This window comes from Nostoc sp., assembly GCF_036917355.1.
Taxonomy (GTDB): domain Bacteria; phylum Cyanobacteriota; class Cyanobacteriia; order Cyanobacteriales; family Nostocaceae; genus Nostoc.
Genome location: NZ_JBALDP010000016.1, coordinates 85,731 through 110,871, shown reverse-complemented (window position 1 = coordinate 110,871; position 25,141 = coordinate 85,731). Strand labels below are relative to the sequence as shown.

The 25,141-nt window shown below is 41.6% G+C and carries 22 protein-coding genes; 11 read left to right on the top strand and 11 right to left on the bottom strand.

Features of this window, described 5'->3' with window-relative positions; all coding sequences use genetic code 11:
- Window positions 1–34: 34 nt before the first annotated feature.
- Window positions 35–1,618: a hypothetical protein gene (locus tag V7K53_RS04985; protein ID WP_335196520.1), complete on the bottom strand. Its 1,584-nt coding sequence runs from the start codon at window positions 1,616–1,618 to the stop codon at window positions 35–37.
- 379 nt (window positions 1,619–1,997) lie between these two features.
- A complete protein-coding gene (locus V7K53_RS04980) occupies window positions 1,998–2,963 on the bottom strand; it encodes an ROK family protein (protein WP_335196519.1) in 966 nt (321 codons plus the stop codon).
- 111 nt (window positions 2,964–3,074) lie between these two features.
- Here V7K53_RS04980 and V7K53_RS04975 point away from each other — a divergent pair, with 111 nt between their 5' ends.
- Window positions 3,075–3,296 carry a hypothetical protein gene (locus tag V7K53_RS04975; protein ID WP_335196518.1) on the top strand — a complete coding sequence of 74 codons (222 nt, stop codon included), beginning with the start codon at window positions 3,075–3,077 and terminating at the stop codon, window positions 3,294–3,296.
- A 4-nt stretch (window positions 3,297–3,300) separates the two neighbouring features.
- Here V7K53_RS04975 and V7K53_RS04970 read toward each other — a convergent pair whose 3' ends face one another.
- Entirely contained in the window at window positions 3,301–4,053 is a 753-nt protein-coding gene (locus V7K53_RS04970; RefSeq protein ID WP_335196538.1) for a Mut7-C RNAse domain-containing protein, read from the bottom strand.
- A 1,102-nt stretch (window positions 4,054–5,155) separates the two neighbouring features.
- On the opposite strand from V7K53_RS04970, the gene V7K53_RS04965 reads away from it, so the two are divergent.
- Complete coding sequence (locus V7K53_RS04965; protein WP_335196517.1) at window positions 5,156–6,133, top strand: sucrase ferredoxin; 978 nt, start codon at window positions 5,156–5,158, stop codon at window positions 6,131–6,133.
- 191 nt (window positions 6,134–6,324) lie between these two features.
- Here V7K53_RS04965 and V7K53_RS04960 read toward each other — a convergent pair whose 3' ends face one another.
- The gene (locus tag V7K53_RS04960; RefSeq protein WP_335007563.1) at window positions 6,325–7,920 is read right to left on the bottom strand and encodes a helix-turn-helix domain-containing protein; all 1,596 of its coding nucleotides are present in this window, start codon (window positions 7,918–7,920) and stop codon (window positions 6,325–6,327) included.
- Window positions 7,921–8,993: 1,073 nt separating this feature from the next.
- Here V7K53_RS04960 and fdxB point away from each other — a divergent pair.
- From fdxB to V7K53_RS04925, 7 genes are all read left to right on the top strand, one after another.
- Window positions 8,994–9,287, top strand: coding sequence for a ferredoxin III, nif-specific (gene fdxB / locus V7K53_RS04955; RefSeq protein WP_335196515.1), 294 nt, complete (start codon window positions 8,994–8,996; stop codon window positions 9,285–9,287).
- A gap of 524 nt (window positions 9,288–9,811) precedes the next feature.
- On the top strand, window positions 9,812–10,801 hold the full coding sequence (locus V7K53_RS04950; RefSeq protein ID WP_335196514.1) for a cytochrome c oxidase subunit II: 990 nt from the start codon (window positions 9,812–9,814) through the stop codon (window positions 10,799–10,801).
- 175 nt (window positions 10,802–10,976) lie between these two features.
- Complete coding sequence (gene ctaD / locus V7K53_RS04945) at window positions 10,977–12,665, top strand: cytochrome c oxidase subunit I (protein WP_335196537.1); 1,689 nt, start codon at window positions 10,977–10,979, stop codon at window positions 12,663–12,665.
- 469 nt (window positions 12,666–13,134) lie between these two features.
- Window positions 13,135–13,734 carry a cytochrome c oxidase subunit 3 gene (locus tag V7K53_RS04940; RefSeq protein ID WP_335196513.1) on the top strand — a complete coding sequence of 200 codons (600 nt, stop codon included), beginning with the start codon at window positions 13,135–13,137 and terminating at the stop codon, window positions 13,732–13,734.
- A gap of 87 nt (window positions 13,735–13,821) precedes the next feature.
- On the top strand, window positions 13,822–14,307 hold the full coding sequence (locus tag V7K53_RS04935; RefSeq protein ID WP_335196512.1) for a hypothetical protein: 486 nt from the start codon (window positions 13,822–13,824) through the stop codon (window positions 14,305–14,307).
- A gap of 291 nt (window positions 14,308–14,598) precedes the next feature.
- Window positions 14,599–15,210, top strand: a complete 612-nt coding sequence (locus V7K53_RS04930; protein ID WP_335196511.1) for a cupin — start codon at window positions 14,599–14,601, stop codon at window positions 15,208–15,210.
- A gap of 286 nt (window positions 15,211–15,496) precedes the next feature.
- Complete coding sequence (locus V7K53_RS04925) at window positions 15,497–15,946, top strand: ArsC/Spx/MgsR family protein (RefSeq protein ID WP_335196510.1); 450 nt, start codon at window positions 15,497–15,499, stop codon at window positions 15,944–15,946.
- Between the two features lie 117 nt (window positions 15,947–16,063).
- Here V7K53_RS04925 and V7K53_RS04920 read toward each other — a convergent pair whose 3' ends face one another.
- The 3 genes from V7K53_RS04920 to V7K53_RS04910 all read right to left on the bottom strand — a co-directional run bounded on the left by V7K53_RS04920 (window position 16,064) and on the right by V7K53_RS04910 (window position 19,436).
- On the bottom strand, window positions 16,064–17,143 hold the full coding sequence (locus tag V7K53_RS04920; protein WP_335196509.1) for a fatty acid desaturase: 1,080 nt from the start codon (window positions 17,141–17,143) through the stop codon (window positions 16,064–16,066).
- A gap of 220 nt (window positions 17,144–17,363) precedes the next feature.
- Window positions 17,364–18,416 (bottom strand): fatty acid desaturase, encoded by a 1,053-nt coding sequence (locus V7K53_RS04915; protein WP_335196508.1) that lies wholly within the window; start codon window positions 18,414–18,416, stop codon window positions 17,364–17,366.
- A gap of 198 nt (window positions 18,417–18,614) precedes the next feature.
- Complete coding sequence (locus tag V7K53_RS04910) at window positions 18,615–19,436, bottom strand: acyl-CoA desaturase (RefSeq protein WP_335196507.1); 822 nt, start codon at window positions 19,434–19,436, stop codon at window positions 18,615–18,617.
- A gap of 84 nt (window positions 19,437–19,520) precedes the next feature.
- On the opposite strand from V7K53_RS04910, the gene V7K53_RS04905 reads away from it, so the two are divergent.
- Window positions 19,521–20,756, top strand: a complete 1,236-nt coding sequence (locus V7K53_RS04905; protein ID WP_335196506.1) for a methionine gamma-lyase family protein — start codon at window positions 19,521–19,523, stop codon at window positions 20,754–20,756.
- 221 nt (window positions 20,757–20,977) lie between these two features.
- Here V7K53_RS04905 and V7K53_RS04900 read toward each other — a convergent pair whose 3' ends face one another.
- Entirely contained in the window at window positions 20,978–21,478 is a 501-nt protein-coding gene (locus tag V7K53_RS04900; protein WP_335196505.1) for a pentapeptide repeat-containing protein, read from the bottom strand.
- Between the two features lie 279 nt (window positions 21,479–21,757).
- Between V7K53_RS04900 and V7K53_RS04895 the strand changes: the two genes are divergently transcribed.
- Window positions 21,758–22,606: an alpha/beta fold hydrolase gene (locus V7K53_RS04895; RefSeq protein WP_335196504.1), complete on the top strand. Its 849-nt coding sequence runs from the start codon at window positions 21,758–21,760 to the stop codon at window positions 22,604–22,606.
- A gap of 166 nt (window positions 22,607–22,772) precedes the next feature.
- On the opposite strand, the gene V7K53_RS04890 is transcribed toward V7K53_RS04895, so the two are convergent.
- The 3 genes from V7K53_RS04890 to V7K53_RS04880 all read right to left on the bottom strand — a co-directional run bounded on the left by V7K53_RS04890 (window position 22,773) and on the right by V7K53_RS04880 (window position 24,924).
- Window positions 22,773–23,075: a DUF1816 domain-containing protein gene (locus V7K53_RS04890; protein WP_335196503.1), complete on the bottom strand. Its 303-nt coding sequence runs from the start codon at window positions 23,073–23,075 to the stop codon at window positions 22,773–22,775.
- Between the two features lie 80 nt (window positions 23,076–23,155).
- Window positions 23,156–24,352: a 23S rRNA (guanosine(2251)-2'-O)-methyltransferase RlmB gene (gene rlmB, locus V7K53_RS04885; RefSeq protein ID WP_335196502.1), complete on the bottom strand. Its 1,197-nt coding sequence runs from the start codon at window positions 24,350–24,352 to the stop codon at window positions 23,156–23,158.
- Window positions 24,353–24,444: 92 nt separating this feature from the next.
- Window positions 24,445–24,924 carry a Mini-ribonuclease 3 gene (locus V7K53_RS04880; protein WP_289798430.1) on the bottom strand — a complete coding sequence of 160 codons (480 nt, stop codon included), beginning with the start codon at window positions 24,922–24,924 and terminating at the stop codon, window positions 24,445–24,447.
- Window positions 24,925–25,141: the final 217 nt, after the last annotated feature.

Genomic DNA, 25,141 nt, shown 5'->3' with positions numbered 1-25,141 from the left:
ACAAATTCGGGATTGTTATAGAAGCGAACGTTCCTTACCACTCCCATCGAGCGATGTCAGGTGCCGAACCGGAGTAAGGAAGTCCGACATCAGTTCCTCTATCCACTACAAGACTGCGTGACGAAGCCGGTTTGTAGTAAGAATTCCAACGATCGCCCGCGCCTGTAAATTCTGGATCTCCCTGGATATTTGTCGCATTAACCGCGAATTGGATCTGCCAAGTTGACTTTGCTGGGTTCGTATTTCTGCGGAGATTATTAGTGAAAGTAATGTTCTTACCTCCTTGCACATCGTCTCCTTGAGAGTTCAAGAACACATTATTTTTGATCGATATTCTGTCTGCGGAGTTGATCTGTAGGCTATTCCCTAAAGTATCGAACACGTTGTTGTGAATCTTGATGTTGGAAGCTGGATCGGGAATGAAGATGGCAGCACTGTTCCCGAAACCAAATTGAACTTTACGAGCAACATTTGCGAAAATATTATTGTGGATGTTGATGTCGTGATTTTCTATACTTCCGCCCCATGCTTTTCCTCCCCAAATCGCAATACCGAAGCCCTTATCCTGAAAGTAGGAGTCGGATATCTCAACTCCGCTCAAGGCAACTTCGATTGACTCCTTAACACTGTGTCCGTCAATATCTTTTATTCGTAAGTTTCGTATCTTGAGATTGCTTGGGTGTGTAGTTGTCGGCTGGTATTCATTCATTATTGAATGATTGACCATCGATAACCACGTATTACAGTTAACATTGTAGATTTCGTTTCCATAACTCAAATTCCAAAGTTCAATGGAAGCATCCTCGCTCCACTGGGAATCAACTTCTGGAACCTGGATGTCGCAATCGTGAATCTTCACGTTACGTATATGACCTACATGCATGAACTTTATGCCGTATCCTTTATTTTCTCGGATAGTAATGTTGTAGATGTCAGCGCCATCCAGTCCTCCAAGTCTCAAGTTCCCGGTAGATGCTCCCGATACTCCATCCGCTGCGGAGTTGATAAATGTGCAATCATGTATCGTTGTGTTCTTCATCCACTTTCCCTCTGGAAGCGGGACGTACCACCACATGTTGCCACGGGTAAAAACTGCACCACTGTGCTGGAAGTTTTTGAACGTGACATTATGCGTAGTCACGTTGTTACGATTTTCTACCCAGATGCCGGCTTTGATGGTTTTGCCGTTCCCGTCTATGGTGAAGCCGCCTAACGTCTGATTGCCGTCTGTCGCTTCAATCATCTCGGAAGGAGACCCGTACCGAGGGTTCGAGCCGGAGTAGCTAGGCGAGACAAGCTGAATAATGCTTCCATAATGCCAAAGACTCCAGTCACTGCTGCCAGTATTTACTCCTGGAGCAGGAATAGCACCGTTGCTAGTGATAGTCACGCTTGATTCACCAGCTCCCTGAATATTTACTCCCGGTGGAAGTACCGTCGCTTCCGTTTCCTTGTAGACGCCTGGGTTCAAATAAATCGTGTAGTTTTGATTCGGTTGAACTTGTTTTGCTGCATACGCCAACGTTCTCAATGGCTTGCCTAGCGATCCATCGCCTTTGTTATCGCTTCCCGTGGGAGATACGTAGACGTACAAGATCCTGGTAGATTCGGCAGCCACAATTTTCTGCGTAATTACTAACTTGCTTGTAACCACAGCTACTAAAACAATAGTAGCTAAAGCTGCGTAGGAAAAAAGGGAGCGTAGAGTCTTTATCATTACTCAAAGGAGGGGAGGGAAAGGCGATGGATGGACGGAAGGGAGCGGAGAAATGAGAATAGAATGTTTTTTAGCCCAAGAAATACTACGGCGGGGAAATCTTCCTCGTTTCTGGAAGCAGGAAAAAAAGCTACTTGGGAATTTTTGTCTAGTACCTATCGATAGATAAGCTTTAAAAAACTTACCATTCCATCTTTCACCTGAGTATTAAGATTTATTACCTAAATTTACATCCTCTACCCAGTTCTGTTTGCACTTATGCATTCCACATGTCACTCATCTACAAATGCGGGATTGTCATAGAAGCGATCGCCACTCCGCCCCATAAAGGCGCATCATCCCCCAGCACCGCCGGCACAATTTCAAAATCAACTTCTGGCAAAGCCGTCTCCCGCGCCACTTGACGCACCACTCGCCAAAAATCCTCACCCGCCTTCGTCACACCGCCTCCCAACACAAAGCGCTGCGGATTCATCAAGTTCGCCACATTGCCAATACCCACACCCAGCGCCCAACCAGCTTTGTACAAAACTTCCTTCGCCAAATCATCCCCAGCCGCCGCCGCCTCACTTACCAACTGTCCCGTCAGCAACGTTAAATTATCCCCCACTAAACCCCTCAACACCTTTCCTCCTTGGCGACTTGGCGGTTCCTTTTCCAAAATTTCCCTAGCATTTTGCGCCATATAAGGCCCCGAAGCCAACCGTTCCACACATCCGCGCTTCCCACACAAACAAAGTGGCCCAGCCGGATCTACAACGATATGTCCAATTTCGCCAGCCATCCCACCAGCACCCCGCCAAGGCTGGCCGTTGAGTATCCAACCACCACCCACGCCAGTGCTGACAGTGATGTAAAACAGGCTATCGTATCCCTGTCCCGCACCAAAGCGGTGTTCGCCTAAAGCAGCAACATTAGCATCATTATCTACATCAACAGGAACGCCAAACTCCTCCTCCAACAAGGCTTTGAGAGGAATATTTTCCCATCCAGCCACATGATGAGAAAGTCGCACCGTTCCCGTGGAAGCATCAACCGGGCCGCCAAAGCTAATACCGATCGCATCAGGTTTTGTGTCTTCTAGTAGAGAGTAAATGAGCGATCGCATAATTTCCAAGTCAGTGCTAGCATCTGCACCTACTGGCGAGAGACAACGTTCATAACGCAACCACTTTCTCGAACCGATATTTACCGTTGCTGCTGCCAGCTTTGTTCCGCCAAAATCGAGAGCTAAAATTAATGTCATTCACTCACCTGTTATTACACCATCACACAACGTAGTTTCTTTCTGAAGAAAGATGTTTGCACTCAAGATACATTTAACACTAGAAAAAACTACACTATTATTTAGCAACTTATGACTACTGAGCAACCCGATCCACTTATCGATTTCTCTCACGCCAAAGAACCTCCTCGCTCTCTTGATATTGATAAAGCTCAAGAGGCAGATCCCATTGAACCAGAAGAAGTTAGTGGACAGAGTAAGCAAAATCCCGCTCCTGATGATTTGAATCGCGAAGATGAAGATCCCAGAATCGGGGGTAGTCAAATAATCAGTGGGAATATTTCAGCTGGGTAAATAGTTACTCATCTCTTTGTGAGTTCATTACGCCATCAATAAACTGTTGCAATCGTTCATAATGTGAACCTTTCCAATAAATGCGATCGCAGTCTTGGCAACGCTGAAATTCATCAATCTGCGATCGCACCTTTTCTGGCACTTGTTCAATAATGGATTGCTTATCTACAGGTTCTAATAATCCATTGCAACGCAAACACCGTTTAAATGGTGAGATTAATTCAAACAAGTCGAAGCGTTGCAGTACTTCTAGAATTTGTTGTTCAGGGTTAGTGTTTCTAACATAATACCCATGCGTTACCAAACTACGCATCAATAGACCTTTATCACGAGTCAAGAGAATCCGCGCTTGAGTATAGGATATTTGGGCTAATTTCTCGTCCTCGTAGTCATTGCGGTATAAAGTATCAAAACCTAAAAGTCGTAAAGATGTCGCAAGCTTCCCCAAATGAATATCTAAAACAAAGCGGATAATACTGAGAGATTTTGGCTGAACAGAAACGCTTGGTATAATAACATTCCTAGCTGAAATTGGATAAACATTGATAGTGTCTCCATCAGAAACTATGTAAGAAAAATTTACATATTCACCATTAACATTTATCGAATCCACCTCTGGATGAGGGACACCCAACGACTCAATCATGTCCTTAATAGAGGCTTTTTCCTCAAACACATGAGAGATTCTCACCTGTTTGTGATGCCGTGGTAAAAAATGATTCAATTCTGCGTGAAAGTAGAAATATGCGATCGCCATAGCTACAGATATTTGGACTAGTAAGTGCGCCTTTACTAGCAACAATTTGTCACAATTGCAAAACTTTATCTATTATATTGAAACTATCAATGCTTGTTGTAGTAGGTTATCTTACTATGAAATGCCTGTTCATCTTGATTTAAGCAATGTCCTAGAGGCAACAAACTGTAAAGAAGTCATAAAGAATCTTAAAAACTTGCATTTCTTATTGACTTCAGTTACAGTCAAAGCAGATGCCTATCATCAAACCCTGACACAAGCTTCGGGAAGTTAGATTAGGTAAAATGCTAAATAGCAAATTTGTTAATGTTAATGTCAGTGACACTGCTAATAATTAGTCACTACTTTTAATTATTAACTTATCGCAGATCGAGTACGGGGAAGTAAAGCATTTACCCCTAATTTGACTTTTTTTATTTTCTCAACCTATTGAGAATAATTTGCAATATGGATAATTCGATAGATAAATTGAAAGCAGATAGTGTGGAAGAAGTCTTAAAACAGTATTGGCTTACCAAAGCCATCGCTGTTTATTAAATATTTCTGCATCTATCTTTAGAAATATATTTTTCAGATGACGGCACAGAATTATATCTTTATATGTAAAAAGAGGATATGTAATTAGCTATGTAGATAATTTCAGCAAAACTTTAAACAACTAGGTTGCTGCTAGGAACATTTTTGATTGTAGTATCAGCTACATCAATATTGTCAGCAAGTTAATCGTCGGTAACTCTCCAAGTTGCTTTGCGTCTATGTACTAGGTTTAATATATTTGATTTTGCCAAAGAGACCAAGTTCAGAAAAACTGAGTTTCCGCTAATGAAAATTTATTAAATACCAAATAATAATAAAACTAGATACAAAATTAACGCCACTCATACGGAAAAATATCTCTTGACACTATTTATCTTTATTGTGGAGAATTTATTAACCGGAAAGACCTCGCTCAATAATGATGTTATAAAGTGGCTACCTAGTTTTAGCTAGGAAATGAATATTGTTCTTTTTTATCTCCTTGAGCCAAGGATATTGTAGCTAAGAACACAATTGTATTTTGTAATACCTTTTGTCCATAAAATATGCTAATGAGTACAGCGAGATGAATACTTTTTTTTGTTCTGATGATTCGCGGCAAGTAGGAGAAGATGTTATTGGTAGTGCCACCAATTATCAAACTTATATTTTAGTTGAGTGTCCTTTACCTTGGACATCAGAAGCCTTTAACTCCAAGTGGGTGCCTCAGAATTTGAGGATTTTGGTAGAAGAAGTTAAGCGTGCTAAACTACCGATTAGATTTCTCTTAATTGCTAATGATGTATCACACAAGGTAAATCACACTACGCTTTTGATTTATCAAAAAGAAGAGGGACTAAGTAATGGATACCACAAGCAGGAGTTTCAGCTAGCAAATATTGAGCAAGTAGCAGGAGTTGTCCAAAAATGGATACGGGGTATCGATTCTAATTTGGAAGTAGAAACTAGTACAACTAGAGATATTTTAGTTTGTACCCACGGTAGCCATGATAAGTGTTGTGCGAGATATGGCGCTCCTTTTTACTTCCAAATAACAGCGAGTAAAGCTGATTTGTGCTTAGATAATGTGCGAATTTGGAAATCATCGCACTTTGGTGGACATCGGTTTGCACCAACAGTTATAGACTTGCCAGAAGGAAGATACTATGGTCGTCTCAATCGAGATTCATTTAGATCGATTTTGACTCGTAGTGGTGATATTCAATGCTTACATCAAGTCTATCGAGGCTGGGGAATTCTGCCTGCTGCACTTCAGGTTTTGGAAAGAGAACTAATTCTCTATAAAGGATGGGATTGGTTTAATTACAAAGTTGCAGGCAAAATTTTAGAGCAAAGTTTAGACAATAGTACTATCTTAGCTGAAATTAGTTTTGAACAACCTTGTGGTTCTCTCTATACTTACCAGGCTAAACTTGTGAAAGATGAAACGAAGACTCAACAACTGAAAAGTTCATGCAATGCGACACGAGAGTTAGTAGTTACTAAATATGCTGTCGGTAGTTTTTGGATTACTTCTAGTAAGGTAATGAGTTATAGTACATAGAAGTGGAGAGTTTTTAAACGCAGAGGGACGCATTCGCAAAACGTCTCGCAGAGAAGGGAAGCGCAGAGTATCGCAGAGTGTTATTAAATTTAGTTTGCTACGAATTAATTAAATACTGTATTTAGGATAACGGTGTAGAAATTCGTAATAAAATCTCTGCGTCTCTCTGTGTTTAAATTCTAAATATTGAATCAAGATGAAGCCATATTTAAGACTTTTCGTAATAGTACTTGGTCTTCTAATTTGGCTTTTAAACGACCATTTTCAATATCTCGAATCCAGCTTTGGCTTTTACCTGTGAGTTTTGCCAATTCTCTTTGGGAAAGATTTAAATTTTTTCGCGCCTGCAAAATCTGTTCGCCTAGCAAATCGTTTGTAGCTTTGGGCTTCTTTTTGGCTTTAGCTGTTCTTGTTTTCTTTTTTTCCGATTCTGAGATTTGCTGTTCCCATTCTGGCGGGAGTTCAAAAGCCAAAATCCGCGCATTCATTAGCAGATTCCATTTACCACGGGGGCCTGTGTCTGTGAGGCGAGTTTCAGCACCACCGTCATTAGTCCAAAATTCTAATGCTTCGTCTGGATCTTCGGGAAGATCGATTAATTTCGCCCACAAAGGTTGAATTTCTGGTGGATAAGTAACCGGATCGAAAAGCGGTTTCATTCCATAGTGATTGAGAATTTCTAAATCGCTTTCAAAGGTTCGCAGCAGACGTTTGCGTTCTTCCCGTTGTCTGGATGCAAGGGCGACTTTTTCTTCACCGTAAGCAATACGCAGCAGGGTAGGAATGGTGATGCGTTGTTCTTTGCCCATTTTGGTTTTAAACAGCAACCACAGCATTAGTCGGACTGCGCCTTCATGTTGCTGCCAAATACTCATAACTGTGGTTAGCAGCGTTTTGGGGAGACTGCCGTATTGATAGAATGCGGTTCGCTCTTTACATGCTTGTTTGTTTAAGAAATATTGCGCCCATAAACCTGCTTTGACTTTAAAAGTTAGCCCAATCAGATATTTGCATCCGAGATTATCTTCCTGGAAGTGGTGCTGAATATCTACTAAGTGCCATAAGCGGCTACCGACAAGAGAGAATCCGTTAATTCGGCCTTGTTGGGGCCAGTCAATGGAGATAATCAGAGAGCAAGCTTGCTGAACGATATTTTTCATTAAAGCTAGCTTGGCAGCTTTGCTTAAGTCTTTGCGTTTCTCCATCCCCAAATATTTCTCGATTTGTCGCTCATCGATCGCAAATTCTTGCTCCCAAGGTTGCTCTAAGGCTGTGGCATAAGCTGCAAAAATTAAATGTATGCAAGCGGCTCTGATGTCAAGCCCCTCAATTGCTGCTATATCTGTAGCCTTGTCGTTCACTTTGAAGGGATCTTGGATATGAAAAGCGATCGCACCTCGTCCTTGATTGACTTGTCGGCTGTAACTGATGTAGCCTTCTTCATCGGTTTCCCAATGTAGGGATGTGCGCTGCGCTAATACATTACAAGCTTCCCAAATTGCGATCGCTGAAGCAAATGGATTATTCTTACCATTAGAAAACAAGTCTAAGCTGCTAGCATCTCTTGGTTCAACTTTGCATCTTCCCTTTTTCGCCTGCCAAGGAATAGGAGAATTAGTTGGACAAGCTATTACACATTGCGGTTCTGAATAATAGCCCTCACAATTATTACAAAGACCAGGATCGACCCAGTATTCATTGTCTTCTATTCTGATTGCACCCGTAGGACATTGGGGGCGGCAGTTGTCACATCCAACGCAACTGTTGTTAGGAATTGTATAAGGCATTTGGCTCTTTTCCCACTCTAATCGTTGAGATGTCTGGCTCAGGTCTCCCCTGGATGAGTCCTGTTTATTCATGAATCCCTACCACACGATCTTTCTAGTGAGAATAATCTTTTCTCACTACGTTCGATTCCCACATCCACTTGTTAAGTTCGTATCTAATTACAAGCTATTTAAGCATTTAAAAATAGCCTAATAAAACTTCTTATTAACTATACATTTCATGAAAAAAACGATTAATTTGTTCGGATTGAGCTTCGGAAAAAATCTTAACATTTATTTAATTAGGTAATTAATGAACATTTTAGCTTTGACCATAAAACCTTATACAAAGTATTTTTAGGAAATGTTTAAGCCTTCTGCAATTGAGCTTCCTCTGATTTGTTAATAATTTTAATATTTAAGGCACCATAATATTCTGCCATAAACTTTACAGTTCCTTTATAAATTAATTCTGTGTATTCAGACGAAATAATAATATTCCTTTTGTCATGATTTATTTAAATATTTAAATCAAAATAGATTGAAAGTTGTTGCTTTCTAAAATACATATTGCATATATTAAAATGTAACTAGCGAACATTCTTTCTGGTATATGTGTATACTTTTTATATAAATTTATTTGCCTAAGTCCACAAATATTTGAAAAAGAATATCATTACTCTTATAGATATAGTTGCATTTGCTGGAAATAATAGTTGAATTTGCAGTTATAAATCACATAGATATGAAGCTTTACTCAACTGTATAGGTTTCAAATCTTCAACTTTTTACTTATCCTCTGCATGCAAATCGCTGCTCATGGGCTGCTGTCTATAGTTAGAGATTAAGTCAGAGGCTCATTTAATGCATTTATATGTAGAGCATGGGAACGAAGAATACTAAATATTCATAAGAATCATTTGCAATAAGTTTTATCTATAAAATGAAAGAAAAAACAATTGAGTATTGTGTTCAAAGTCATCGAAAACTGATGTGATAAAAGTAAGTTTTGAATACAAAATAATAAAAGATTAGGATAATATGATGATTAATGCACCAACAGATTGACAGGCAAAATTGCTGAGGATTTATTCATGGCACAACTAACAGGTTTGACATTTGGCGGTAAGGCTTGGACACCAAAATTCGCTCAGGAAATCGACAAGGAAAAATGTATCGGCTGTGGCAGATGCGTTAAAGTATGCGGCTACAATGTGCTTGGCTTGAAGGCGCTCAATGAAGAAGGTGAATTTGTAGAAGATGAAGATGATGAAGAAATTGAACGGAAAGTAATGGCAGTTACTTCTCCAGAAAACTGTATTGGTTGTGAAGCTTGTTCTCGGATTTGTCCCAAGAACTGCTACACTCACGTTGCTTTAAATAATTAAGGTTTTTGGAGTTAGTCAAAATTGTTGTTCGTCGAAGGAGGCACTGTTTGAATAAAGCGCAAATGCGCTAGGCAAGGTAACTTGAGGGGAATACTCAATACTTACTGTAACTAATAAAAAGTTCACGGTAAACAAATCCGTAAATCGCAAAACGTTAGCTATTAACAAATTTAAACTTGCTGCTAATATAGCCTAATCAATATTAGGTCTAACAGTGCCCTCTTAGAACAACTAGCTTTTCTGAAAGCAGGGGGCTAACTTTGTGGTATGAGTTGAAATATAATTTGCCATTTTTTGGGGGAAAGATATGGAAAAAATCTGGAAGTTTCCCCCATTTTTTATGGCTGCACGTTAGAAAGTTAATAAGTGAAAAGGAAATAGGAAATGGGGAAAGAACAAGGGAACAGGGTACAGGTTACAGGGAATAGATGAATTCCTATTACCTGTAACCTATAACCTCTCCCCTAAAACCTAAACTCAGAAAATAACAGCTCTAAAGACGGTTTACAAAGCAGGTAGCATGTATGCAACAAATTCCTGTTTCACTATGGACTCTGGTTGCTGGGATAGTAGTTACAGCAATCAGCATTTGGATCGGTCAAAACCACACTCTCATGCCGGTGCAGGCATCGTTACAAGCGCCTTTGGTAGACGGTTTTTTCAACGTCATGTTTACCATTGCGATCGCACTCTTCTTGGTGGTAGAAGGAACAATTATAGTTTTTTTGGTCAAGTTTCGTCGCCGTCGCGGTGATGATACCGATGGTTTGCCAATAGAAGGCAACGTTCCCCTAGAAATCTTTTGGACAGCAATTCCCACAGTGATTGTCCTCGGTTTGGGCATCTACAGCGTAGATGTTTTTAACCGAATGGGCGGCTTTGAGCCTGCTGGTCATCCTCATTCAGTTGCTCATGTTGCTCATAAGTCGGGAACTGCAATCGCTGCTACACTCAGCGATGCTTCTGAAGCAACAACTGCCCCAGCAATAGCCCCAACAATTGGCATTGGCGCGTCTCCCAAAAATCTAGATAAACCAGCCGATTTAGTTGTTGATGTCAAAGGCATACAGTACGCTTGGTTATTTAATTACCCTGATAGTGGCATTAACTCTGGGGAATTGCACATACCCGTTGGTGCTGATGTCCAACTCAACCTTTCAGCACAAGATGTAATTCATTCATTCTGGGTGCCAAACTTTAGGCTGAAGCAAGATGCACTACCCGGTATCCCTACCGAACTGCGATTTGTCGCCACTAAACCAGGTACATATCCCGTAGTTTGTGCTGAGTTGTGCGGTGGTTATCACGGTTCAATGCGGACACAGGTAATTGTCCACACACCGGAAGAATATGATAGCTGGCGGACAGAAAATCAGATTGCTCAACAGCAAAACCTAAATCAAGTCGTTGCAGTTAATCCAGCCGACTTATCAACATCAGAGTTTCTCGCGCCCCACACCCATGATATGGGAATTAGTGCAGCAACTTTAGAGTCAGTAGTCATGAGTCATTAGTCATTGGTCATTGGTCATTAGTCATTGGTCATTAGTCATTGGTCATTAGTCATTGGTCATTAGTTATTCGTAACGGACAAATGACAACGGACAAATGACAACGGACAAAAGACAAAGGACAAAAGACAAAGGACAAAGGACAAATGACAACGGACAAATGACAAAGGACAAAAATATGACGCAGGTAGAATTTCCACGGAATACTCCACCAGAAGAAAAAAAACCGGAAATGGTGGCTGGCCACACCTCTCATCCGAAGGCGTGGAAATGGCAAGACTATTTTACATTTAATGTTGACCACAAGGTTATTGGTATCCAATACCTAGTGACAGCGTTTGTGTTCTATCTCATCGGCGGATTGATGGCTGTTGCTCTCCGTGTCGAATTAGCAACACCAGATGCAGACGTACTCGACCCCAATCTGTATAACGCTTTCATGACCAATCACGGGACGATCATGATCTTCCTGTGGATTGTCCCTAGCGCTATTGGGGGATTTGGTAACTATTTAGTGCCGTTGATGGTTGGTGCCAGGGATATGGCGTTTCCGAAGCTAAACGCGATCGCCTTTTGGTTAAATCCCCCAGCAGGTGCGCTCATATTAGGTAGTTTCATCTTTGGCGGTTCCCAATCTGGTTGGACAGCTTACCCACCTTTGAGCTTGGTGACAGCACCAATCGCTCAAACTATGTGGATACTTGCGATCGTTTTGGTGGGAACTTCTTCAATTTTGGGTTCGCTGAACTTTGTGATCACCATTTTGATGATGAAGGTTCCCAGCATGAAATGGGATCAAGTGCCCTTGTTTTGCTGGGCAATCTTGGCTACCTCACTGCTGGCACTTCTCTCCACACCTGTATTAGCAGCCGGTTTAGTTCTGTTGTTGTTTGACCTCAACTTTGGCACCTCCTTCTTTAAACCAGATGCAGGCGGTAACGTTGTAATTTATCAACACTTATTCTGGTTTTATTCCCACCCGGCAGTATATTTAATGATTCTGCCCATCTTCGGCATCATGTCCGAGGTGATTCCAGTTCACTCCCGCAAGCCAATCTTTGGTTATAAAGCGATCGCTTACTCTAGTGTAGCTATCTGCGTTGTCGGTTTGTTCGTCTGGGTACACCACATGTTTACCAGCGGCACACCCGGTTGGATGCGGATGTTCTTCACTATCTCTACTCTTATCGTTGCAGTTCCCACTGGCGTGAAGATTTTTGCCTGGGTTGCTACCCTTTGGGGTGGTAAAATCCGCTTCACCACGGCGATGCTTTTCGCCATTGGCTTGTTGTCCATGTTTGTCATGGGCGGCTTAAGCGGCGTAACGATGGGAACAGCCCCCTTTGATGTTCACGTCCACGACACATATTATGTAGTCGGACATTTCCACTACGTTCTGTTTGGCGGTTCCGTGTTTGGCATCTACGCCGGCATTTATCACTGGTTCCCCAAAATGACCGGACGAATGCTCAATGAAAATTGGGGACGGCTTCATTTCGCCCTCACCTTCATCGGCACTAATCTTACTTTCTTACCCATGCACGAGTTGGGTTTGAAAGGAATGCCCCGACGAGTGGCAATGTATGACCCCCAATTTATCGACCTCAATCAGATTTGTACCTTTGGTTCATTTGTTTTGGCGATATCGGTAATTCCCTTTGCCATCAACATGATCTACAGTTGGCTGAAAGGGCCTTTGGCTGGTGATAATCCTTGGCAAGCTTTGACTTTAGAATGGACAACTAGCTCACCACCCGCAATTGAAAACTGGGAAGTGTTGCCGGTTGTGACTCATGGCCCTTATGACTACGGTCAGGAGCATAGAACTGAATTACAGTCATCAGCGACGCCGGAAGCTAGTGCTTAGTTTGTAGAGTGAGTGATGCGATCGCTGTTAAGGTGACTGCAATTTCTAGTCATTTCCTTTGAGAACTCGGAACTTTGAACTTGGAACTCGGAACTTGAGCTTCAGAACTCGAACCTTAAGCTTCAGAACTCGGAACTTTGAACCTGGAACTCGGAACTTAAGCTTCAGAACTCGGAACTTTGAGCTTGGAACTCAAACCTTGAGCTTAAGAACTCGGAACTTGAGCTTCAGAACTCGGAACTTTGAGCTTGGAACTCGAACTTTGAGCTTAAGAACTCGAACTTTGAGCTTCAGAACTGGAAACTTGAGCTTCAGAACTCGGAACTTGGGATTTTCAGAATTCTTGAACAAGTGAAGAGTCCGGTTAAACAAGGATTTTGGATGAAGAATGAAAATTTTGCCGCCTCAGACTTCATTCTTCATTCAAGCTTCTACAACAGACACAGTGGATAATATTGTCAAAAAATCTATGACTATAGCTACAACCACAAGCGAAGATCACAGTGCAGGACACGAAGAACATCCAGATTTAAGAGTTTGGGGACTTTTGACATTCCTCGCCTCTGAATCCCTGATGTTTGGAGGATTTTTTGCCACCTATTTGTTTTTTCGGGGTACTACAGCAGTTTGGCCTCCCGAAGGAAGTGAAGTAGAACTACTTGTGCCGACAATTAACACTATTATTCTGGTGTCTAGTAGTTTCGTGATTCACTTCGGTGATACGGCGATTAAAAAGAATAACGTCAAGGGAATGCAACTGTGGTATGCAATTACTGCAATCATGGGGGCAATTTTCTTAGGTGGTCAAGTTTATGAGTATTCAACATTAGGATACGGACTGACTACCAACGTCTTCGCCAACTGCTTCTATATCATGACCGGGTTCCACGGTTTGCACGTTTTTGTAGGACTGTTATTGATATTACGTGCATTGTGGCGATCGCGTCTTCCCGGTGAATATTCTGCAACCAATCATACTTTCATCGAAATGACAGAAATTTACTGGCACTTCGTAGACATTATTTGGATTGTATTATTCACTTTGGTGTATATTCTCACTTTGTTTTAACTTTGGCATTAGGCATTGGTAATTATTACTACTTTTTTACTATTGCCTATTGCCTATTACCTATTGCCTACGCACAAAAGAATTATTATGCAACTTGATGCAAACAAATTCTCATGGTTCCAGGTTCCAGAGGACATTAAAAACTTATTAGTTTTAGCTGCGCAAAACTGGGAGAATACATCAGAATCAGAAAATTATATTCAACAAGCTTTAACACAAACTGGTGAAAATACAGATGTCTTGGTAGCAGCATATAGATTTTTCTATTATAAAAATAATTATTCTCTTGCACTACAAACAACAATCAAATTATTAGATAAAATTAAAGAACTAGAAAAATTTCCTGATGACTGGGAGCAACTTAAGCCGATACTAGTCAGTCGCAAAGAAGAACCACAAATTCGATTGTACTTAAATGCTTATGCTGCTTCTGGATTAGTGCTAGCAAAGTTAGGAGAAATTGAAGAAGCAAAAGAAATCAGTACCAAAGTCAAAGAGATAGACGAAAAGCATGATTTTGGTGCCGGAATTCTCCTGGATATTTTGACACGTCCAGCAGAAGAAGATGATTAATTAGTCAATGCACTTCTCGACAAGAAAGAGTCGAGTTGGGTAGAGACGCGATTAATCGCGTCTGTGAAATAACCAATGCCCAATGCCCAATGAATAGCCCTTTTTGTGAAAAATCATGAACAATTGGTTATCTACCAGATCGTATTCCTCTTACTCTCTATTAGGAGCAGCTACTAATAGTAACTCTATCTTTCCTCCGATCACGATACCGACTCAATATCCTGTAGGTAATATCCCTAATGTCTCTCCAATCCTGATCGTTCAATCTTCTCCGTTATCAATTTAAAAGTTATGAAAGGTAGAGATTGGCTACTAACGGGGGATGGTCAGCATCAAGCTTGTAAATCTGTCAGAGCATGGGATTTATTGAGAGAAAATTACCGCCTTTATCGTTTTTTAACTGAGGTGGAAGATGTTCTCAATGGCAGTGATAATGAAACCAATTGTCTGCCAGAAATTCGGATGCTCGTAAGGCGCTTGATCGTAAATTCCTACTGGGTACGAAGTCAACAGTTAGAGCCTTCGCCCAAAACGGGAACCTCTGTTTTACTCCTATACGATGAATTGGGTTTTCCCTTAACTGTGCAAACAGTAACATTTGCACCGGGAACCCGATCAAACATTCACAATCATGGGACATGGGGAATAGTTGCGGTGTTAAAAGGTCAGGAAAAAAATACTTTTTGGCGACGCACTAATAGCCCCGAATTTCAGGACAAAATTGAAGCAACGGGAGAGCTAACTCTATCCCCAGGAGACATGATTAGCTTTACTCCCGATGCAATTCACTGTGTAGAAGCAGTGGGTGATGAACCAACTGTGACTTTTAATATCTACGGCGAAACCGATCCGAATGAGAGATTTGAGTTTGACCCGATTAAGTATAGTGCTAAAAACTTTTAGCATCACGCAGTAGGGGCGCATAGCCGTGCATTGGTGTCAACTTAACGTGAAACCGCTTGTTGGCCGGGAATTGAAATTCCCGTCTCATAGCTAAAGTCATCTGAAGATGACTAAATATCGCCAAAAATCTCCAGTCTACTTCAGTAGACTTAAGCCTAAAAGCCAAAGAAATTTATTTCCGGGCGGGCATGGAAGCCAACAGTTAAGCTATTTCCAGCTTAAGTTGACACCAATGCATAGCCGTGCGTCCCTACAACCGAATCGTATTCTACTAAGAGGTAGTTAAATGGCAAGAGTAATTTTCTATAGCAAACCAGGCTGTAAAGGTGGTACTAAGCAAAAAGTTTTGCTCACAGCTGCCGGTCATGAAGTGATACCATGCAATCTGCTAACAGAATCTTGGACAGTTGAGCGGTTGCGTTCATTTTTTGGCGATCGCCCCGTAGCCGAATGGTTTAATCTTTCCGCTCCCAAGATAAAATCTGGTGAGGTGGTTCCTGAAAAAATCGATGCCGAAACCGCCTTGACCTTGATGCTAAAAGAGCCACTGTTAATTCGCCGTCCTTTATTAGAAGTAGGCGATCGCCGTGAGGTAGGATTTGATGTCCAAAAGATTGATACTTGGATTGGCTTACAAGCTGTGGATGAATCCTTGCAAGAAATCAGCGACAAGCTTTTGAAGCAAGATTTGCAAAACTGCTCCCACGGTCATGGTCATCATCACCATAATCATTAGGATGGTTGTAGCCATCATAGTGAATAACATCAAAAGCAAGCCAGCTTAAGTTATTAGACTTCTTCTATGAATCAAAAGCCCTCTCCAAAGCTTGGGAGAGGGCTTTTGAAATTGGCTCTAGTCTTTAGCTAACTTGTTGTTGGATGTGTAGTAAACCCTACTACCACTATCAGGTACAAAATGGCAGCTGACACATGAACGCCATAATGACTTCCAAATCGGTTCTTTCGATTTGTGAAAATACTCACCCATTACTGGTTTTATTGCCTCAGTTGCCTTCAGCAAATTGTAGTGAGGGATGTTAAGGAATATATGGTGAGCAACATGAGTACCAATATCGTGATGGATATGATTAACCAAACCATAATCACGGTCAATACTAGAAATTGCCCCTTTCAAGAAAGTCCATTCTTCTCCACGATACCAGGGAAGTTCTGGCTCAGTGTGGTGCAAAAATGTCACCAAATCTAGCCAAACTATGAATACAAGGTAGGGCACAGCATAATATTTCAGCAACCACATCCAACCCCATTGGTAGGTGAGGAAACCGAGCAAACCTACCATGCCAATCAAAAGTACAGTACTAGTGAGGACATCCCATTTTTCCGATGGTTTGAAAAGCGAACTGCCAGGCAAAAAGTGGGATCCTTCTTTATTAGGAGAACGCTTAAACAGATACACAGGATAAGCCAAGAGAAAAACATAATATCTGCCTATCTTTTGGGCTAAAGGCATCTCCTTATATTGTGATTCGCTTACAGGATACCAGCTTTCATCGTTATCGATATTGCCAGTATTTTTATGATGGGTTCTATGGCTGATCCGCCAACCATGATAAGGAACAAGTATTGGTGTGTGAGAAAGATGTCCAATCAAATCATTGAGCCATTTCTGCTTAGAAAAAGATTGGTGTCCGCAGTCATGCCCGACTACAAACAAAGCCCAAAACATCGTTCCTTGCATTAGCCAGAAAATCGGAAAGAAAAGCCAAGAATCCAGGTAATTAGCTACTGCATAAAGCAGACCGATAATCAGGATGTCACGAAAAAAGTAAAAAAGTGATTTTGTTACATTGGGCTGAAAACATTCAGCCGGGATTGCAGATTTTAAATCTTGAAGAGTGAAAGGTAATTTACTGGAATCCTCAGACGTTTCGTAGCCAGTAGGATTATTGAACGTGACGAGATTTGATTGCACTGGATTCTTTTGTTGGATATAAATCGGAACTTTATTTGAGACAAGATAATCTCACCTCTAGGATGCCCACGAAACTAGCGATCGCTAACACCAAAGGAGATAAATTTTGGCAATTTACCTAACAATTCTTAGTTAGTAAAAAGTCGCTAAATTCTATTTAAACACAGCATGATAAACGCTCTCGTTGAGTTCAAGAGCGTGAGTGTAATCAGAGCGCTATTTATCGCTCTGTATAATGTTCGTCGAAAGTCTTATAGCCAACATCAGTTGTGTATAGTTGACATTGGTCTGTAATCTGTTTCATTAAAGGCCAAGAAAACTGACACTCATCATGTAGATAAGGCTCCCAATTTTCTTTGATGCTGCTGTAAGCTAACCGCAAATTATAAGAAGGAATCGCAGTGGAAATATGATGAGGGACATGAACATTGATATCGTGGCACAGGATTTCTACCCAACGCGGATAATCGCAATGAATAGTGCCAGATAGCTGTGCTAGAGCTTCATTCCACTTGTTCGCTGTCGCAAAAGGAACATCTGCGGCAGTGTGGTGAACAATAGTAAAAGTACTCATCCAAAAATGGTAAATCATCCAGGGCACTAGCCAAAACTTGACAAATCCCCAGATGCCAGTTGTAGCGACCAGAAGCGGGAAAGCGATCGCTGCAAATACAACTACTACAGCCACAGACAGCTTGATACTCGATTGGTCTTTAGTTTTGAAGTTCCGCCAATCAAAATGCACTACAGCCCAATGTCCAATGGAACCTACCCACCAGAAGCGTTTGCGCATGAACAACTCAAAAGCAGACTGTCGGGTTTTATCCCAATTTTCAAACACTTCTGGTCTAATAGGATGCCAAGCGTTGTCCTCATCCAGTTTGTTGGTATGAGTATGGTGGTAATTATGCTTAATCCGCCAACTGTGAAAGGGGTAAATTAACGGCATCATGAAGAAATGCCCTACCAAATCATTTACCCAACGACGTTTGGCAAAAGACCTGTGACCGCAATCATGGCCAATTACAAAGAAACCTGTTAAAGCAGTGCCCGTAAAAATCCAAGCAAGGGGCAAGAGAAACCAAGGAGTAATAATCAGGCTGTAATAGCCCAAGGCGACTGCCAAGACACTGAGTACGACTTGTGTCCAAGCTTTGCGACGGTTCTGCTGAAAACATTCGCGTGGCAGGGTTTTGACAATATCTTTGAGCCGAAAGTCGGAATTACTAGGCTCGTCACTTAGTTTCTGGCTATTAATTATTGATGTAGTCATGGACACCTAAAAAACAACAAACTCCTCCACCAAGTCACTAAAAAGTAACTTGCCGTAAAAACTCTTCACATTAGCGCTTCGGATTATAGCAACCTAACCGACACAAGCGCACCCGTAAGTAAATAGCTTTTTGAAAAGTTAGGAGTTAGAAGTGATGAATTATGAGTTAAAAATGCTACACATCCTAACTCCTAACTCTTAACTAACTTTTGTTGGGGCCAACTTCACATTAGTAGCCAGACCAACTGCTTGTAGCAATTGAACTGTCATCCAGGTTAAATCGATTTCCCACCATTCCAGCCCATGACGAGCTGAGTATTGAAAAGCATGATGGTTATTATGCCAGCCTTCACCGAAAACTAGTACGGCTACCCACCAGCAATTAGTCGATTGATCGCCAGAATCATAGCTCCGATAGCCAAATTTATGAGTCGCGCTGTTCACCAACCAAGTGCAGTGGTAAACCCAGACAATGCGAACAAAAATTCCCCAGACAACGAATGACCAGCCACCCAGAAGCAAAAGCAATACACCTAGAGCAACCTGGATCAAAATGAAATATTTTTCTAAAAACTGATAAACTGGGTCTTCGGCAATGTCTTTGGTGAAACGAGGAACATCAGCGTGAGCGGGACAGTAGTGAATCAGCCAATCCATGTGGCTCCACCAGAAGCCTTTATTCGAATCATGGGGATCGGCATCAGTATCAGAGTTTAAATGATGAATGCGATGTGTCCCAATCCACTCAATTGGGCCTCCTTGACACGAGAGTGTCCCAAAGAAAACCAGGAGATACTCTAGCCACTTGGGAGTTTGAAAACTGCGATGAGTAACAAGGCGGTGAAATCCTAAAGTAACTCCTAAACCACCTGTTATCCAGTACAGCAAGAAACCCACACCAACTGCTGTCCAGCTAGAGTTACCAGGAACAAAGGCAAATAAAGCGCCGATGTGGAGTCCAATGAAAAACAGGGTATTAACCCAGTTAACTTGAGGTTTGGTTGAAGTAGCAATTGTCATGCAGTAACCTGAATTTGAATTTTCCAGCCTAGTCTGCGCGATCTAAAAATCCGCATATCTATAATTTTTTTGAAAGAGGAACTGATGAACAGCTTAGAACAGCTGCGGCAAGCAGAACATGCACTATTAGAAATTTTTTCTGGAATTGACACTCAGGTCAAGCATAATCTAAAACGAGTGCTGGATGCTTTTCGTAATCACCGTGTAGGGGCACACCACTTCGCTGGTGTAAGTGGCTATGGTCATGATGATTTAGGCCGAGAAACTTTAGATAAAGTTTTTGCCGAAGTTATGGGTGCTGAAGCTGCGGCAGTACGAGTGCAGTTTGTTTCGGGAACTCATGCGATCGCCTGTGCTTTGTTTGGTGTTCTCCGTCCGGGAGATGAAATGTTAGCAGTGGTCGGTTCTCCCTACGATACACTTGAAGAAGTCATTGGTTTACGGGGTCAAGGCCAAGGCTCCCTTATCGAGTTTGGCATAAATTATCGACAATTGGAGCTAACCCCAGAAGGAACTATAGATTGGCAAGCTTTAACTACTAGTGTGGCTGAAAACACTCGTTTAGTCTTAATTCAGCGCTCTTGTGGCTATTCTTGGCGTCCTAGTTTATCAATTGCCGATATTGAAAAAATCGTTCATTTAGTCAAACAGCAAAACCCGAATACCGTTTGCTTTGTAGATAACTGTTACGGCGAATTTATTGAAACAAAGGAACCTACAGCCGTAGGTGCTGATTTAATAGCAGGGTCATTGATTAAAAACCCTGGTGGCACCATTGTCAGCGCTGGTGGTTATGTCGCTGGTCGCGCCGACTTAGTAGAAGCATCTGCCTGTCGCCTCACTGCTCCCGGTATTGGTAGTTATGGCGGTGCTACTTTTGACCAAAATCGCCTGCTTTTCCAAGGCTTATTTCTAGCGCCGCAGATGGTAGGAGAGGCGATGAAAGGCACATACTTAACTGGTTATGTATTTGATAAACTCGGTTATCCAGTAAATCCGGCTCCTTTAGCTCCCCGTGGAGATGTGATTCAGGCAATTAAACTCGGTTCTGCCGAAAAGCTAATTGCTTTCTGTAAAGCCATACAACAGCATTCTCCTATCGGTTCCTACTTAGATCCTATTCCAGATGATATGCCGGGGTATGAGAGCCAAGTGGTCATGGCTGGGGGGACATTTATTGAAGGGAGTACTTTGGAATTATCAGCAGACGGACCTTTGCGTGAGCCGTATGTAGTTTATTGCCAGGGTGGGACTCATTGGACTCATGTAGCGATCGCCCTAGAGGCTGCGATCGATGCAGTCGGAAATAGTGGTTTTTGACATATGAATATAGCAGATAAACTTTCAGTATTTTGTGGCAAATGTGAAAGCAACTTTGTCAGCTAAACAGCTATATTTAACCAAATTTTCTAGCGCACAGCTTTGCATGAATTCAGACTAATTACATAATTTTATGTAAATTATCTACAAACTTATGCAAAACCGTACTTAGTTTAAACTATCTACAAGTAATGTTTTTCAAGCTGATTTTGCATATGTAATTACTTGATAGCTTCTTCTATATTGGCGCCCTTCAACTTAGCACCCTCTAGATTAGAACCCTTCAGTTTAGCTGCTTTCAGGTTAGCTCCATACAGAGTAGCGTCTCCTAGATTGGCTCCATAAAGAGTAGCTCCCTCCAAGTTGGCTTTTTGTAGAAAGGCTCCTGATAGGTCAGCTTTCTGTAAGTAGGCTCCCGACAGATTAGCTCCTGACAAACTAGCTCCCGACAAGTTTGCTCCTGACAGGCTAGCTCCCGATAAGTCGGCTTTATATAGTTTTGCTCCTGACAGGTTAGCTCCATACAATTTAGATCCTGATAGTTTAGCTTCATGTAAGTCGGCATCGGATAGATCGGCGTTTGGAGCATTTCCTGTGTTTGTCAGTGTGTCCAAGTCAGCTTGTACGAATGCATAAGCTGGAACACTGGTCAAGGAGAACACCAAAGCTAAAACAAGAACAGTCACCGCTACGATCTTTTTGATCGCAATTAAATTTTTCATGATTGCTTATTTCCTTACCTTGCAAAATTGGTTAGTTACCAGAAATAAGATTATCACTATCTGGATTGCGTAAGTATAAGCTCTAGTATTTGTAAATCTTATAGTAGTTAAAGTGTCGGGTAGTAACCTCAGTGCATTACCTGTAACCACTTGAAGTCTAACTAAACACTGAAACGCTTTGCTGTTAGCCTTATGACACAATTAGAAAAATTAAGATGGAACTACTATGACAGAAAGGCTCAACCGGACTGAAGCAATCCTAAAGGAGAATAGCAAGTAATGAGCGATCGCCACACCATAACTGCTGCACGTCTCAATGTTTACACCCAAGGTCAAGGATTCCCAATTTTAGGCTTACATGGTCATCCTGGTACTGGTCGTAGTCTTTCTGTTTTTACTAATCATTTATCAAAACGCTACAAAACTTTTGCCCCTGATTTGCGCGGATACGGCAAAAGTCGCTACAACGGCAATTTTGATATGAATGACCATTTGACTGATTTAGAAGCGCTTCTAGACCGTTTGGAGATTGAAAAGTGCTTAGTATTGGGATGGTCACTTGGAGGCATTCTGGCAATGGAGATGGCATTACGTTTGCCAGAGCGCATTACTGGGCTGATTTTAGTGGCGACAGCTGCAAAGCCCCGTGGCAGTCATCCTCCTATTACTTGGCAGGATAATTTATATACTGGCATTGCTGCGCTATTGAACTATATAAAACCGAGTTGGCAATGGAATATTGAAACTTTTGGTAAGCGATCGCTTTTTCGCTACTTAATCCAACAACATACATCTACTAGTTACAATTACATTGCCAAGGAAGCAGTACCAGCTTATTTGCAAACTTCTCCTGCTGCTACTCGCGCCCTCTATAGTGCAATTCAATCAGGATACAATCGGCTTCTAGATTTACAACAAATACAATGTCCTAGTTTAGTACTTGCTGGTGAAAAAGACCGCCACATCACATCTGATTCCAGCCTACAAACTGCTCAACACCTCAATAATTCTCAGTGGCAGTGCTATACTAACACCGCCCATCTTTTTCCGTGGGAAGTTCCCCACCAGGTGCTAAATCATATTGACCATTGGCTGGAAGAATATCCGCAAGTAATTGGTAGTCAATAGTCTAAATATTTAATATTTAAAAAAATTTTGACTATTGACGAAGAAGAAAAGGAGAGGGAAGATGTTGTGACGTGATGAGTGAAAAAGACGCAATAACCCCAGTAAAAGGATTTTCTGTGTCTTTACGTCTTTACATCAGAGCATCCTTTTCATTCTCTGGCCTAACTTAAATTTGACCGCCAAAGGCAGGCTGTACTTTGCGGTCAAATCTTTCCCCCAAGTCGTCAGCAATTGTTAAGTTACTAGGTTTGCAGCGCTTGACATTCACAATAATTCCCTGCGCTCCTTCGATCTCCAAATCTTCTATGTATCCTTTGCTTGCTAATGTTGCATCAGAAGAACTTAGAAATGGCCCGAAGTAATACGTGCAACGGGGGTTATGCGTCACAATTTCTACCCACCAAGCCAAGCCGATGTAGTCGAATGTGTTAATTAACACTTCCTTGAGGTTATGCCAAATGGTTTTCATGGTTTTCGCCGATTTATAAACGTCTACAGGGTGTTAAACGATATTGCTGCTTTATTATCTTTTACATTTCTTTATATTCTTTATACTCTGTTACTGTTATTTTTCAAAGAGAATTTTTGCAATTTATCTAAGTGCAACGTATTTAGCGATCGCTGGCGATAAATCTCATAAAGCGCCATACCCGCTGCTACAGAAGCATTGAGGCTGGGAGTCTTACCCTGTAGAGGAATAGATACTAGAAAATCACAGGAACGTTGAGTTAACATACCCAGACCTTCACCTTCTGAGCCGATTACCAAAACGATTGGGCCAGTGAAATTGACTGTATGCACGGGTTCGCTGCCACTTGCAGCAGTACCGTAAATCCAAAAGCCAGCTTCTTTTAATTCTTCTAAGGAACGGCTGAGGTTGACAACTCTAGCTACAGCAAAATTTTCTAAAGCACCTGCTGCCACTTTCATAACGGTGGAAGTGATCCCAGATGCCCTTCTTTGGGGAATAACTAAACCTTGAGCGCCTATTGCTTCGGCAGTGCGAATAATTGCTCCCAAGTTGTGGGGATCGGTAATTCCGTCAGCCACGACAATTACAGCATCAGTTACAGATTTGCACTGCTCAATTAGATCCGGCAATTCGATGTAAGCGTAGGGAGCAATTTGTGCTGCCACACCTTGGTGATTAGCGCCGTTGGTGAGATAGTCTAAACGCTTGGGTTCAACCTCATCAATAACTGTGCCATTTTCCTTTGCTTGTAAGAGAAAATGGTGAAAGCTGGGATCGTACCGCAGACGGGTAGTAATCCATAGACGGTTAAGATTGCGCTGATTTTGCAATGCACTCAATACTGGATGACGACCATAGATGAGATCGTTATCTTCTTCTGTAGATTGTGTAGATACAGATGGCTGGGAGAAGTTATTATTTCTTTGCCGAGAGTTGCCATAACTGGCGTTGGTATCTATTTTCCTGGGATTGCGATTCGGATTAACAACAGAGATGGTGTTGCCATCTACTTTTCTGGGATTGCGAGTTGGATTGGCAACAGAGATGGGGTTGCTATCTACTTTCCTGGGATTGCGAGTTGGATTGGCAACAGAGATGGGGTTGCTATCTATTTTCCTGGGATTGCGAGTTGGATTGGCAACAGAGATGGGGTTGCTATCTACTTTCCTGGGATTACGAGCCGGATTAGTAACAACACGTTTACCTTTTATTTTTACGGGTTGTCCACGATTTGGTTCGCTAGAAGTCTTGACTTTTCTGGGTTTATCCTGCATTTGAGTTATGAATATAGCGTATGGTTGATCGTTCCGATTACCTCAATTTTTTGAACCTAATCTAGTGTTTTGGCTACTGCGAAATTGAGTTTTCACTCTTTTTCTAGATGAAGTATTTGCAACAGTTCGGTTAGACGTTGGTAATCGGTGATATATAAGTAGCCTATTAAAGTTTCTAGACTAGTTGCCTGTTGATAAATTTCGGGATTAAGTCGCTTAGGGCGTCCTGTTGCGGCGTTTCTACCCCGTCGGACAATTTCTAATTCGTTATCCCTTAGATGAGGAATTAGCGATCGCAAATGTAGCGCTTGTGTTTCTGCTCTTACCTGCTCCACTACCAGACGATGGTAAATTCCTGACCGCTGCAATGGCAGCAGATAGAACATTCTAACATACAACTCATAAATTGCATCCCCTAAATATGCTAAAGCACTAGGAGAAATTTGTTGCACTTGTGAGAGGGAAATCTGTTGGAATGGCCCTGTGGTTGCCAAGAGTGCTTCAGTCCAAGACAAGCTCTGTTTGGGAGTTTCATCTTGTCCATCTAATAGCTCTTCCTCCTGTGACTTCACAAATAAATCATTCCTTGACGGGCTACATTTGGCAGGCATTCTTCGCAAAGACTGATTTTTCTGAAGTATGCCATGATAGTATACTTAGCATAATCAATACTATCAAACTTACTTCCTAATTTCATCTTTTTGATTGAGAGTTGGCATTTTAAATCACCCTGATGTCAACATCCATAAACCAAATTTCGCCTACTTCTTGTGGTCTGCGCCTAAAACA